6 protein-coding genes and 1 tRNA gene are annotated in these 14,609 nt (G+C 41.0%); 5 read left to right on the forward strand and 2 right to left on the reverse strand.

The genetic code is table 11. The annotated features are described in order from the left end of the window. Nucleotides 1–24: 24 nt before the first annotated feature. Together nagB and ABXG83_RS03115 are read left to right on the forward strand one after the other, a co-directional pair. Nucleotides 25–1,932: a glucosamine-6-phosphate deaminase gene (gene nagB / locus ABXG83_RS03110; RefSeq protein ID WP_353550031.1), complete on the forward strand. Its 1,908-nt coding sequence runs from the start codon at nt 25–27 to the stop codon at nt 1,930–1,932. A gap of 58 nt (nt 1,933–1,990) precedes the next feature. Further along, nucleotides 1,991–2,641 carry a phosphatase PAP2-related protein gene (locus tag ABXG83_RS03115; RefSeq protein WP_353550032.1) on the forward strand — a complete coding sequence of 217 codons (651 nt, stop codon included), beginning with the start codon at nt 1,991–1,993 and terminating at the stop codon, nt 2,639–2,641. On the opposite strand, the gene ABXG83_RS03120 is transcribed toward ABXG83_RS03115, so the two are convergent. Beyond that, entirely contained in the window at nt 2,638–3,732 is a 1,095-nt protein-coding gene (locus ABXG83_RS03120) for a BamA/TamA family outer membrane protein (RefSeq protein WP_353550033.1), read from the reverse strand. The two genes, ABXG83_RS03115 and ABXG83_RS03120, sit on opposite strands and share 4 nt — an antisense overlap. 149 nt (nt 3,733–3,881) lie before the next feature. Between ABXG83_RS03120 and ABXG83_RS03125 the strand changes: the two genes are divergently transcribed. From ABXG83_RS03125 to ABXG83_RS03135, 3 genes are all read left to right on the forward strand, one after another. Next, a complete protein-coding gene (locus tag ABXG83_RS03125) occupies nt 3,882–4,694 on the forward strand; it encodes a phytanoyl-CoA dioxygenase family protein (RefSeq protein WP_353550034.1) in 813 nt (270 codons plus the stop codon). A gap of 65 nt (nt 4,695–4,759) precedes the next feature. Next, nucleotides 4,760–5,539, forward strand: coding sequence for an SDR family oxidoreductase (locus tag ABXG83_RS03130; RefSeq protein ID WP_353550035.1), 780 nt, complete (start codon nt 4,760–4,762; stop codon nt 5,537–5,539). Nucleotides 5,540–5,612: 73 nt separating this feature from the next. Continuing rightward, nucleotides 5,613–5,686, forward strand: a tRNA-Arg gene (locus ABXG83_RS03135). 157 nt (nt 5,687–5,843) lie between these two features. Here ABXG83_RS03135 and ABXG83_RS03140 read toward each other — a convergent pair. Continuing rightward, complete coding sequence (locus tag ABXG83_RS03140; protein WP_353550036.1) at nt 5,844–14,411, reverse strand: HYR domain-containing protein; 8,568 nt, start codon at nt 14,409–14,411, stop codon at nt 5,844–5,846. Between the last annotated feature and the right edge of the window lie 198 nt (nt 14,412–14,609).

Raw genomic sequence — 14,609 nt, forward strand, 5'->3', positions numbered from 1 at the left:
GTATTTTCGTCTAACACAAATCCTATGTCAGTCATGGTTGATTCTTTTGAAAAAATCCCTGTAAAAATTCATACTTCTTCGAAAGAAGGCTCCAAATATGTAGCCAATGAAATCGCACAGTTGATCCGAGCCAAACAAAAGTCCGGAGAGAAATGCGTGTTAGGGATGGCAACAGGGTCTACACCGATTAGCCTCTATGCTGAATTAGTGAGAATGCACAAAGAAGAGGGATTGAGTTTTGCCAATGTCATCACATTTAATCTGGATGAATACTACCCTATCGAGCGTGATGCTTTTCAAAGCTATTGGAGTTTCATGCACAGGCATTTATTTAGTCATGTAGACATTGCTCCTGAAAACATTCATCTTCCCAATGGATTATGGCCAAAAGAAGAGATCAAAAAATATTGTGCGGAATATGATCAGATGATTGAAGATGCAGGCGGCATTGATCTGCAGATACTAGGAATCGGCAACAATGGACATATTGGTTTTAATGAACCCGGGTCTAGTATTTATTCAAAAACAAGACTGGTAAATCTGGATAATAGTACTCGTATTGCCAATGCGCATGAGTTTCAGAATATTTCAAAAGTACCCCGTCTGGCGGTAACCATGGGTATCAGCACCATCCTGAAAGCGAAAAGAATTCTTTTGATGGGCTGGGGAATGAAAGGTAAGATCATCGCACGTTCTGTGGAAGGTGATGTGACCGAACAGGTACCTGCGAGTATCCTGCAACAACACCCCGACTGCACTTTTGTGATCGATGAAGCTGCATCGACCGAACTGACCAGGATCAAATCTCCATGGCTAACGGGCGATTGTGAATGGACACCTAAAATGATCAAAAGAGCCGTGATCAATCTGGCGCTGAAACTGAATAAATCCGTTTTGAGTTTGACAGAGCATGACTATAATGAAAACGGATTGTCAGATCTGATCGTTGAAAAAGGAGAAGCATACGAGATCAACTTGCAGGTATTTTATATGCTTCGTGATAGCTTAACCGGATGGCCGGGTGGAAAAGCAAATGCAATCATACCTGCACATCCGGAAAGAAGCACTCCATATCCTAAAAAATGTTTGATCTTCTCTCCTCACCCCGATGACGATATCATCAGTATGGGTGGAACCTTCATGCGTTTACATGATCAGGGACATGAAGTACATGTTGCTTACCAAACCAGTGGAAACATTGCCGTTGCTGATGAGTTTGTAACACGCTTTATAGATTTTGCAGTAGGATTTGAAGATATGTTTGGAATCGATAACCAGAAAAGTCAGTCTATTCTTCAGGCAGCCAGAAGTTTTATCGCATCCAAACAAAAAAACCAACGTGATACCCCTGAGATTCGTGCGATCAAAGGATTGATACGTCGCTGTGAAGCCAAAGCCACCTGCCGATATGTAGGTCTGACCGATGATCGCTGCCACTTTATGAATCTTCCTTTTTACGAAACCGGTACCGTTGAAAAAAATCCGATGGGTGAAGCTGATATACAAATCACCATGGAATTATTGAAGAAGATCCAACCCCAGCAGATCTACTGCGCAGGCGATCTGGCCGATCCACATGGTACACATAAGGTTTGTCTGGATATCATTTTTGAAAGTCTCCGTAGATTAAAAGCAGCCGGTGAACCATGGATCAAAGATTGTTGGGTGTGGTTGTACAAAGGTGCATGGCAAGAATGGGATATCGCTGAAATTGAGATGGCCATCCCGATGAGCCCCGATCAGGTCATGAAAAAGAGATTTGGCATTTTTATCCATCAATCTCAAAAAGATATGGTGCCTTTCCAGGGAAGTGACAGCAGAGAATTCTGGCAAAGAGCAGAAGACCGCAATGCCAATACTGCCAATTTATACGCAGCTTTAGGTATGACCAAATATGCAGCCATGGAGGCATTTGTTCGTTGGCATTACTAACTTGACCACTGAACAAATCATCTGATTGAATCCATCGCTTTGATTTTATATTTGCGGCATGCAGAAGGAAATGACGGGATTTACAGGTGTTATTGGAGAGTGGCAGGATATCCTGTCTACCAATAAAACGTTTCGTAAAAAAATGATCAGCACTGTGGTGATCCTGATCATTGTTGTTCTTTCATTACCTACTTTCTTTAACTATATCGAGCAAAGAAAAGGTGCCTACCTGCACGATCTGATCCTTCAACATATACCTGCTGCAGATGTATCCCTACTAACATTTCTGATCATTTGGTCAATGAGTGGCTGGGTCATCATCCGGTGTATTCAAAGGCCTTCATTTGCTTTGCTCATGCTGATGTCATTCACGCTTCTTTGTTTGGCCAGAATGGTAAGCATCGTAATGGTACCCCTTGATCCACCTGATGGACTGATCAAATTGAATGACCCACTGACAAGTTTAATCTACGGAGGGAAAGATAAATTCATTACAAAAGACCTGTTCTTTTCAGGGCACACTTCCAACATGTTTTTGATGTATTTATGCCTGGAGAGAAAGTCCGATAAAAGAATAGCTTTAATAGCATCCATCTTGGTAGCATGCTTGGTATTGATACAACATGTACACTATACAGTTGATGTGCTATTTGCTTTTGTATTTACCTATCTGATTTTTAGGGTTGCGAAGTTGACGGCTACGCATTAGAAAGCTTCGCCCAGTTGAAAGTAAAGGCCTCGGTTGATTCCTTTCCCGATTCCATAATCAATCCTAAGATTCAGTTTTTCCGATTTATTCAAGGCATAACGCATACCTCCCCCTATTGAATATTTGAGGTTACGAAGATTCAAACCATCTATCGTATGCGCAACATTACCAAAACCTGCAAACGCAACAAGTCCAAATCTCTTGTATACTGCTCTCCGATATTCTCCTTGCACTGCGAATTGCTGGTTATCTCTGAATCTCCCCTGATAATAGCCACGCATAATATTATCCCCGCCAAAAGCTGCCTGACTCCTAAGCGGAACATGGGATCCGATATTACTGAAAACCCAGGCTTGCGCAGCGAATACAGCATTTCTGCCTGCTGGAATATATCTCCTCAAATCCGCAACGATATTCGTAAAGCTATATTCAGAAGCAGTCACCGGACTGTAATGGTTAAAATAAAGTTGCGCAAACAATCCTTTATTAGGCCAAAATGCATGGTTACGGGAGTCATAGGTGATACTCATTCCCAAACCGGAAACATGGTAATCAGTTCTACCAAAAACCTTTTGTTGGTCAAATAATCCACCCGGTTGATAATGGATATCCCAAACACGCTGGTATTCGTATAGGATACCCCCAAAAAGACGTGGGGCGATTTTTTTCATGAAATGTAAATACAGATATGCTTGTTTGAACTCATAATCTTCTTCAGTGAGATCCTTGGTATTTTTTCCGATACCCCAAAATTTATCGGGGAAAGAACTGAATGAGATCTGCTCGTTTAATATCCAGTTTTCATTCCGGAGATACTGGGTTCCCTTTACGGAAGCAACCAATTGCTTGCGAAGTGAATAAATTGATCCAAACTGGATACTGGAGGTTCGGGAAATGGTATCATCCTTAAATGGACGGAAAGTATAAGAAGCCGCCCCACCCGCAGCCCAGCTTGTTTCGATGGAGCGCGTAATGGCCGGGAATGCCACAAATTTACCCTTATTGGGTTTTGAACTGTCCTGAGCGAAGGATGTGGAAAAACTGCCAAGAAAGAAGGAAAAAAGAGATAAGACCCTGATAATTTGTGTCATATAAATGCAAAATAAGCCGTTGAACCCTTATTAGTCAAAAATCTAGCAGTAAATTGCTTATTTTTGCTTGTTTCACAACAGTAATGGTTTTACAATTTTGTAATAAATAATTAACATTACAGACACATAAAAAACTGAACCGGATCAGAATGAAAAAATGGGAAAGTCATTTTAAGCTTGGCGATGCGGTAACCCCCGAGCAACTGGATTTTTTTGATGAGCATGGTGTAATCGTGTTCCGTAATTTTCTGGACAAAGAAAAGGTAGCCACTTATATCAGCGAATTACAACGACTGGAGAAACAGTGGTTGGATGAAAAGAAAGACAAGATCAATGGTATTCCATTAAAGTTTGGTAAAGACGAAAATGGAAATACGACAATTCAGCGTCTTTGTTTCAGCTCACTTTACAGTGATCCATTGCATGCGCTATTGTCAGATGACCGTTTGAAAGCCTTAACTGCATTCTTACATCCTTACGAAGGACGTATTGCTGAGAATGAAAAGGACGGATTGGTCATCAACAATTATATCAATACACCGAATAGCACATTTACCCAAATGGGCTGGCATACAGATAGTCCTCGTGACCTTTTTATGGGACAAAAGATCATGCCAATGCTGAATGTGGGAATTCACTTGGATACCTGCATGTTTGAAAACGGTGGTTTACGTGTTTTACCGGGCACCCATAAACAAGGCATGTTCAAACTGCTTTTCGGAAAGAAATACTTTATTGATAACAATGATGATCCGCGTGAAGTAGGGTTTGATATTTTCTCAGGAGATCTTTCTGTTCATGATGGTCGTCTATGGCATCGTGTAAAACAATCACCAAAATTCGGTGAAGAAAGCCGTAGAAGAGTCATGTATGTACCGATTGTTACCGGTAAGTACAAACCCAAGGATGAGAACAGTAAAACACCTTTCTACCACCGTTTTACTGGGAAAGTACACCACTAATTCATTAGAAAATATATCTTTAAAAGGTCAACGCATGTTGACCTTTTTTATTCAATTCATCGAATATGAAATATGCATTGATCACCGGCGCCAGTAAGGGAATTGGTAAAGCCATTGCGCAGGAATTAGCTGCACGTGGCGTTCACTTGGTATTAGTAGCGAGAGATAAACATTTATTGGAAGAACTTGCCGCTGGTTTATCTGTAAAACACAATATTGACGTTCGCTATTGCTCTCTGGATCTTGCTTTACCAGATGCTGTTCAACAGTTATACAATTGGATCTTACAACAACAGGTACAAATAAATATCCTAGTCAATAATGCAGGGTATGGACTGAGTGGGCCTTTTGAATCTTATACAGCATCAGAACATAAGGATATGATGCGGGTTAATATGACGGTTCCCGTAGAATTAACATCGGCGCTTCTACCGGATTTAAAGCAGAATCATCCCTCATATATACTGAATATCGTCAGCTCCGCAGCTTATCAGTCGGTTCCGGGACTTAGTACTTATGCAGCGAGCAAGGCCTTTATGCTGAATTTTAGTCGTGGATTACGTTATGAATTGAGAAAAAAAGGAGTTTCAGTAACAGCTGTGAGTCCGGGATCAACAGATACAGGTTTTGCAGCGAGGGCGAAAGTTGGACAAAAAGGATTAAAAGCCGCAGAAAAGGTGAATATGACACCTGAAGCCGTTGCTAAGATCGCAGTGAATGCTATGTATGGAAAAAAAGCGGAAGTGATCACCGGCTTTATCAATCAATTGGGCGCTTTTCTGGTATGGCTTCTTCCAAAGAAGTTGGCAGAAAAAACCGCAGCAGGGATCTATGAATTGGATTGATTTTTTAAAAAAGCATGGAAGCTTTTTGAAAATAATCATTCTAGACCTATATTTGCACCCCGATTAAGGGAAAGGCCTCGTAGCTCAACTGAATAGAGCATCTGACTACGGATCAGAAGGTTTCAGGTTTGAATCCTGACGAGGTCACACAGAAAGAAAGATCAGCAATAGCTGGTCTTTTTTTATGCAACCACCCTATCACAACTTATATATTAAATCTGCGTTTTACGACCACTATTTCATTAAAAAGGGTTCATCATTTCTGACGAACCCTTTTCTTTATCATTTGAGGGGTTACAAATGATTATCGTTTGATCTTTAACAACTGAACCACTCTTCTCCTATTACCTTGTATGAATTCTGCAAAGTAAGTTCCTGACTGATAGTTATGACCAACTTCAACAGTCGAATTCGAACCAAGTTTTTGTCTGTTATCTACCACCCTTCCCAAAGCATCCATCACACGTAAATTAACAGGGGCCGCATACTTACTTTCCAGTTTCAATGTAAAGTATGTTGCACTTGGATTTGGCATCACTGTTACTTTCAGTTCTTCATTCGTATCAGCTTTTGACTCACTTTCCACCACTGCTTTAGAAATCAGCGCATTTGAAACAGTTGCTGGTGCTGGCTCAGGACATGGTGTCATTGCACAAGTTCCGAGTCTGTCTCCAGAATGTTGACCAATATGTGTTGCAACTGCATTAACACTGATCTCCAATGTTTGAGGATTGTTTTTATTACCTGGAGGTAAGTGGCAGATGTATACTTTAGCCGGACTTCCTTTCAAGCCTGTTCCTGGCACTCGGATATCTTTCACACAGATCGTAATACTGCAGGTTGAAGTACATCCAAAGTTATTGGTAACAGTAACTGTGAAGGTATAATTACCCGGTGCTGTTGGTGTGAATACTGGTGCCGCAGCAGTGATGCTGCTCAGCATTTGTGTTGCAGTACCACTCCACTGGTAAGTATAACTACTACCACCCGTTGCTGCCACATTCAATACCGTGCTTTGAGCACCGTAACCCAGATAGATATTATTCGGATTACCACCAGTAAACACATTGCTGGTTGGTACAGATGTGATTGAACAGCTTGGTAATTGTCCAACAACTGTTACAGTTGCTGATGCCGTATTTGTATTACCATTTACATCTGTTACAGTTAAGATTACAGTGTTACTACCGATATTGTTACAATTAAAGTTGGCAGGAGAAACGGTGATTGTAGCAATTCCACAATTATCAAATGAACCGTTATTTACCTGAGCTGCTGTAACAGATGCAGCACCATTTATCAATGTAACTGTAACAGGTTGTGTAATGACTGTTGGACGTATATTATCCTGAACAGTAACTGTTGCAGTACCAGAAGCGCTATTTCCATGAATATCTGTCACGGTCAATAATACTGTATTCTGTCCTACATTACTACAGTTGAAATTCACTTTGTCTAATACAACAGTTGCAATTGCACAATTATCAGTTGATCCATTATTGATTTGCGAAGCAGTAATTGAAACCTGTCCGTTCGCACCCAATTGAGCAATGATGTTTTGTGTTTTAACTACCGGCAACTCTGTGTCATTCACTATTACTGTTTGAGTAGTGGTATTTGTATTACCATGTATATCTCTCACAGTCCAGGTAATAGTTGTAGTTCCTACCGGATAATCGGCTGTGAGCAATTCATTGTCACTTCTAATACCCATCACAGCAAGCACACCACAATTATCAGCTGTTGTTGGTTGTGAGATCGAAACTGATGCACCACACTTAGTTGGATCATTATTAACCGATATATTAGAAGTGCTAATCGTGGGTTTCTCATGATCTACAATCACTACAGTTTGTGTAGCAGTAGCAGCATTCCCATGAATATCCGTTACTGTCCATGTAACAACTGTTGTACCAACTGGGAATACTGAAGGTGCATCATTGTCAACAGATGCTACTCCACAATTATCTGCCGTAACAGGTGTACCCAATGTTACAGTTCCTGTGCAAAGTCCGGCAGTATTATTGCCTTGAACATTCGCCGGTGCTGTAATAGTTGGTTTTTCATTATCTCTAATAGTTACTGTTTGTGTTGCAGTATTCGTATTTCCATGAATATCTGTTACAGTCCATGTTACAGTTGTTGTACCAACTGGGAATACTGAAGGTGCATCATTGTCAACAGATGCTACTCCACAATTATCTGCCGTAACAGGTGTACCTAATGTTACAGTTCCTGTACAAAGTCCGGCAGTATTATTGCCTTGAACATTCGCCGGTGCTGTAATAGTCGGTTTTTCATTATCTCTAATAGTTACTGTTTGTGTTGCAGTATTCGTATTTCCATGAATATCTGTTACAGTCCATGTTACAGTTGTTGTACCAACTGGGAAGGTAGCAGGTGCATCACTGTCAACAGATGCTACTCCACAATTATCTGCCGTAACAGGTGTACCCAATGTTACAGTTCCTGTACAAAGTCCGGTAGTATTATTGCCTTGAACATTCGCCGGTGCTGTAATAGTTGGTTTTTCATTATCCACTACAGTTACAGTAAATGAACAACTTGAACTTCCCGCTGCATTGGTAGCCGTAGCTACAACAGTTGTTGTTCCAACCGGGAAGCTGGCACCTGATACTACTGGATTTCCATTGATGGTGTAAGTAATAGTTGATGCTGGAATACCTACTGTCTCTGTTGCAGCAAAATTCACATTAGCTGCACAAGTACCAGCAGTTGCATTCACAGTGATATGGGCCGGACAAGTAATAACCGGCGCCACGCCAACCACCGTTACAGTAAATGAGCACTGCGTTGATAATCCTGCAGCATCTGTTACACGATAAGTAACAGTTGTAGTACCGATTGGGAAAGTTGATCCACTGGCAAGACCTGCAGTTCTTATAGTTGTTACACCGCTACAATTATCTGTGCCTACAGGCGTGGTATAATTCACCACTACACCGTCAGCACTAGTAGCAGTAACATTGATATTAGCCTGACAAGTGATCACAGGAGGCTGTACATCACGAACAGTCACAGTGAAGCTACAAGTACTTTCATTGCCTGATTCATCTCGAGCAACAAATGTATTGGTAGTAACACCAACTGGGAACACAGAACCTGATGGTAAACCTGCTGTTTGTGTGATGATGATTTGACCAGCGCCTAGTTGTGTGCCATCTACCCATTTCCATCCCAAATAGTTTTGACTCGCATTACCTGGCTCTCTAAATCCGGGTACTGACTTGTCTTGATACCCTCCAACCCAGGTATTACCACCATAAGGAGCCAGGAATGAGCTTTCTCCTAATGTGTTAATAGATGCCAGATCACCACCTATCGCTTGAGCAGCAGAACGTGAAGCTGTCCAAGTTGCAGAACCTGTTGATATGTAGTAAGTATGACCACCATATGTTCCGATCAATGTATATCCTGAGTAAACAGTTGAACGAATATCATTGAACTCTACAATAAATCTATTCAGCGAAGAGTTAGGCAAATCATTCCATCTTCCACTGGTATACAACTGCACATAATCTTCATTCGCATTTTGGAAATTATTCGGCTCACCTCCACTCCAGAAGTTAAATGCTCCTCCTGTACAATTATCAGTTGCAGTTGGGTTGATAAAGTTTACAACTGCACCACAAGTATTCGCAGTATTATTCACAATGATTGGAGCAGGACAAGTAATTACTGGAGCAGTAACATCTTTCTTAGTCAAAGTAATGGTACAAGTACTTTCATTACCTGCCGCATCTCTAACTGTAAATGCTACAATCATAGAACCTTTATCATTTATCTCTGATCCTGCTGCCGGACTTTGTGTAATTGTCAAAGAGCCAGAAGGTGTACAATTATCACTCACTGTTAACAGACTTCTGTAATCCGGTAATATTGCTTTACAATTCGCATCAAGATCGATTGTTTGATTTGGAGGACATGTAATACTTGGTTTAACATCATCTGCAATAGTTACTATTACAGGACTTGACTGAGTTGAAACACATGGGATGCTAGTTCTGGCGAGAGTATAGGTTCCAGAAACTGTTGCAGTATAATTGCTAGATGTTGCACCTGGAATTTCCACCCCATCTTTGTACCATTGGTATCTTATACCAAAGCCAGATGGAGCACTTAAAGTAACGGTATTACCCGGACAAACACTGGTACCTCCTACAGGTGTAGTTATGGTAGGTGTAGGCAAATTAGGGGTAGAAACAGTAGTAGTAGAAATACCACCACATTCATTTTTGTAAGTGATCGTAGTTACTCCTGCGCTAACTGATGTTACCAATCCTGTATTTGCATTAATGGTAGCAACACTTGGATTACTGCTGCTCCATAAACCACCAGGTATTGCATTTGATAAAGTACTTGTAGATCCAATACAGATATACGTTGTTCCGGTAATAGGTGCAGTTGGTGGAACATAATTTGAGCAAGTGCCATTATTGGTAGAACCTGATGCAACCCAATTAGAATTAGCACCTGTTAGGGTAAAATCATTGAGTTGTCCATCTCTTCCATTTCCACTCGCATCTACAAGTGTAGTCACAGAAATATTATTGGCATCAACAAATCCTTGGTTGAAACGATAATACTGTTGCAAACCGATTAAACCTGATGGATTTAATTCACAGTTTTTGCTATTGTTGATCTCACTTTCACATAACACTCTGCTCCAAATACGGACCTCATCAACAGTTATATTACCAAAGCGACCCGTATTATGTCTTACATCTTTTCCAATATGAATCACAGAATTCGGATTGTTTACGATTCCGGTTGTAATGGCAGGCCCTGTAGCCTCCAATACGCCGTCCACGTAAAACCTGGTCCCAAACTCACTGGCCACACCCACATAATGATGCCAGCCACCGGCTTTGATAGGTACAGTAGCACCTCTCCAAGTACCCGCATCGTTTACTAAGAAATCAATTCCACCTGTTGTATTCGGATGCATGAGCCAAACATTGGTAGACATGTTATCAACACCTGATGTAGCCTGACCCATCACAGATCCATAAGGCATAATTGCATTAGGTGTATTCATCCAGAATTCAACCGTTATTTCTTTATTGAAAGCTCTGAATGGGTTATTAATAACAACATAATCATCAACACCATCAGTATTCAGTGCAGTAGCAGGTTTTGCCTGAACAGTCACATTTACAGTTGCCGTATTACTACAACCCGAAGCATTGGTGCCAGTAACGGTATACACACCACTGGCTGTTGTAGTTGCAGTTGTTATTACAGGATTCTGAACCGCACTGGTAAACCCATTCGGTCCTGTCCAACTATAAGTAGTTGCTCCGGTAGAAGATAATTGCAAATTATCACCTGCGATGATCGGACTATTTGAGCTGGCAGTAACAGTTGGTGTTGGATTCACCGTTACAGTTCTATTCGCTGTAGATACACAACCAGCAGCACTGGTAACTGTAACACTATATGTGGTTGCAACAGTTGGAGACACATTAATGGATGCCGTAGTAGCACCTGTATTCCATAAATAGGTACCTCCACCTGATGCTGTCAATGTTGTTGAACCTCCCAAACAAGTAGTATTAATACCTGAAATAGATGCTACAGGAAACGTATTCACCGTTATGGTAGCTGTAGATACTCCACCACACTCAGTTCTATAGGTAATGGTAGTGGTACCAGCACTAAATGCATTAACAACACCTGTATTCGCATTAATAGTAGCTATGGCAGTATTACTGCTACTCCATAAGCCTCCAGTAATAGTATTGGACAATGTACTATTACCTCCAATACAAAGAGAAGTATTACCCACGATAGGTGCTGAAGGCGCTACGTATGGAGAACAATTGGCTGTACTCACAAATCCGGATTCTATCCAATTGGAATTATTACCCGTCAATCCAAAGCCACTGAGTAATCCATGACGATTATTACCACTCAGATCTGTCAAAGTTGTTTCTGTTGAATTATTCGCACCTACAAAACCTTGATTAAAACGATAATACTCTTGTAATCCGGTCTGTCCTGTAGGATTCAATTCACAGTTTTTATTATTAATGATTTCTGCCTCACAAAGCGCACGGCTCCATACCCTTACTTCGTCAATAGACATGTCTGCAAAACGGAAGTTGGTATGTCTTGGGTCTTTACCAATTTGCATGATAGCATTGGCATTGTTCAGGATACCTGTACTGATAGCGGGTCCTGTCTGCTCCAATACTCCATCTACATAGAATTTAATACCAAACTCACTCGCCACACCTACATAATGATGCCAGCCTCCCGCTCTGATAGGTACTGTTGCACGTCTCCATGTTCCCGCATCATTTACATAAAAGTCAAGATTAGTACCGCCAATATCAGGATGCATCAACCATACATCAGTACCCATACCATCCACATTCAATGAAGACTGACCCATTATAGAACCCTGGGCCAATTTACCCGTAGGTGTATTCATCCAGAATTCAACAGTTATTTCTTTGTTGAAAGCTCTGAATGGATTACTGATCGTTACATGATCATCCACACCATCTGTTTTTAATGCAGTAGCAGGTGTTGACAGCACAGTTACATTTACAGAAGCTGTATTAGTACAACCTAATATACTGGTTCCCGTTACAGTGTAAGTGCCATTAGCCGCACTTGTTATATTATTTATAACTGGATTTTGGGCTGTACTGTTAAATCCATTTGGTCCAGACCAAGAGTAACTAAATGCTCCATTTGCAGATAGTTGAAGGTTATTTCCAGTCGATATCGGACTGTTTGAACTAGCCGTAACATCTGGCTTAACATTGACAGTCACTGTTCTTGATGCTTGTGCTGTACATCCATTAACATTTGTAACTGTAGCTGTATAAGTAGTAGTAACGGTGGGTGACACAGTAATTGCAGCTGTAGTAGCTCCTGTATTCCATGAATAAGTATTTCCACCACTTGCTGTTAATGTTGTAGACCCTCCGGAACAAATTGTATTTGTTCCAGCGATAGCCGGAGTCGGTAAAGGGTTCACGGTAAAGTTTAATGTAGAAACGCCACCACATGCTGTTGTATAGGTAATCGTAGTGGTACCAGCACTAACGGTAGTAACTTGACCTGTAGTAGCATTAATGGTAGCTACTCCAGTGTTACTACTCGTCCAGCTACCCCCTGGTATGGTATTCGTTAATGTTCGTGACTGACCAATACAAATAGTAGCGCCTCCTTGAATAGCCGCTGTTGGAGGTACAAAAGCATTCACAATACCTGTATTTGTAGAACCAGATGCTGCCCAATTAGAATTAGCTCCATCCAATGTGAAGTTATTCAGTGTACCATTTCTATTATTACCGCTAAGATCAGTCAATGTAGTAACTGTTGAATTATTGGCATTAACAAATCCTTGATTGAATCGATAATATTCTTGAAGACCATTTTGCCCAGTAGGATTGATCTCAACATTTTTATTGGCATTAATCTCCTCCTGACACAATGCACGACTCCAAATACGCAACTCATCTAATATCATAGTACCATAACGGTTATCGGGATCACCATTTGCAACGTGACGTGTGGCAAACCGAACATCTTTACCGATATGGATGACAGAATTCGGATTGTTTACAATGGAATTTGAAACACCATCTCCAGTATGTACTAAAACACCATCTACATAAAATTTCGTAAAGGCACCAGTCGACACTGCTGCATAATGATGCCATTCGTTTGCCGTAATGTTACCGGTTGTTCCTCGTAAAGTACCTGCATCATTAACATAGAAAGTCATGGTACCATTTCTATTGGGGTGCATCAGCCATACTGTATTCGTTGTGGCGTTATTATCCCCTTGCCCCATTACAGAACCAAATGGTAAATTCGCATTGGGCGTATACATCCAGAACTCAACAGTCATTTCTTTCTGAAAAGCTTCAAAAGGATTATTGACACTTACATAATTTAATCTGCTGTTATCATTGATCGCTAAACTTGGATCGAATTTTAAAGCACCTGCTGGAGTAAGAGTTGTGATACTAACTAACCCATCACCTGTTCTAACTCCTGGGATATTCAATTGATTGACTCCAGAATTATATGACCCGCCACCTCCACCATAAGTGGAAGCATTAATTTGAAAAATTCCACCGGTTGCTGCTGTAGCTCCTCCAGAATATCCACCACCACCTCCTGGGGCATCTTTTCCACCGGCACCCCCACCTCCAAATCCACCATAAGCATTTGAAATACATCCGTTGTATCCTCCAGCACCGCCATTTATGAAAGACTTGCCACCTTTTCCTTCACATCCGCCGCTTGAGTAAGAGAATCCATCACCATGAAATCCTGCTCCACCTCCCCCTATTTCATCTGCATAAGAAGAATAAGTCTTAGCTTCTCCACCATATCCGCCACTTCCTCCGTAAGCTATAATATTACATTGAATGGTAGCCCCAGAATTTGTGATTTGTCCATCTGCCAGATTAATATCTCTAGGGCAACTAGTAGAAGTTTGGCTTTTAGGCCCACCGCCGCCGCCTCCAGCTATTAGTAATGGTGTATTGTTTAACTGCCTTACTACAAAGGATCCCCCACCTCCGCCATTGTAGTTATTGTCACTTCCAGAGCTACCACCTTTTTGACCAACAAGAATACGTAACACTTCACCCGGCGTAACACTGAAGGTTCCTTTTATCTGCGCTCCTTTTCCTCCGGCAAGTACAGTTCCCCCACCTTGTGCTCCAAAAGCTTCAATTACTATAGAAGTCACTCCTGTAGGTACTGTGTAGTTAATTATATTACCAGTATAGCTGAATGTAGTTGTTGTTTGTGCAAACAATAACATTGAAAATAACGAGCATATAATGGCACTCGTAAGTTTAAGTAAACTTGTTTTCATGAGATTAGATATAAATGATTGAGCGGATTGCGTCATTGTTCGAAGTGTATACTTCGTTGAGAGTAGACTAAAATATTGCTGGGATAATGGCTGTTTAGATTCAGCACTAGAAGATATACACATGGCCACATCAAATGATGCGTCATGCAAACGTTTTGGTTGCATACAGTTAGTTCGGTTGTATAAAATTGTATCTAC

Origin of the sequence: Sediminibacterium sp. KACHI17, from assembly GCF_040362915.1 — a bacterium.
In the GTDB taxonomy this organism is placed as follows: domain Bacteria; phylum Bacteroidota; class Bacteroidia; order Chitinophagales; family Chitinophagaceae; genus Sediminibacterium.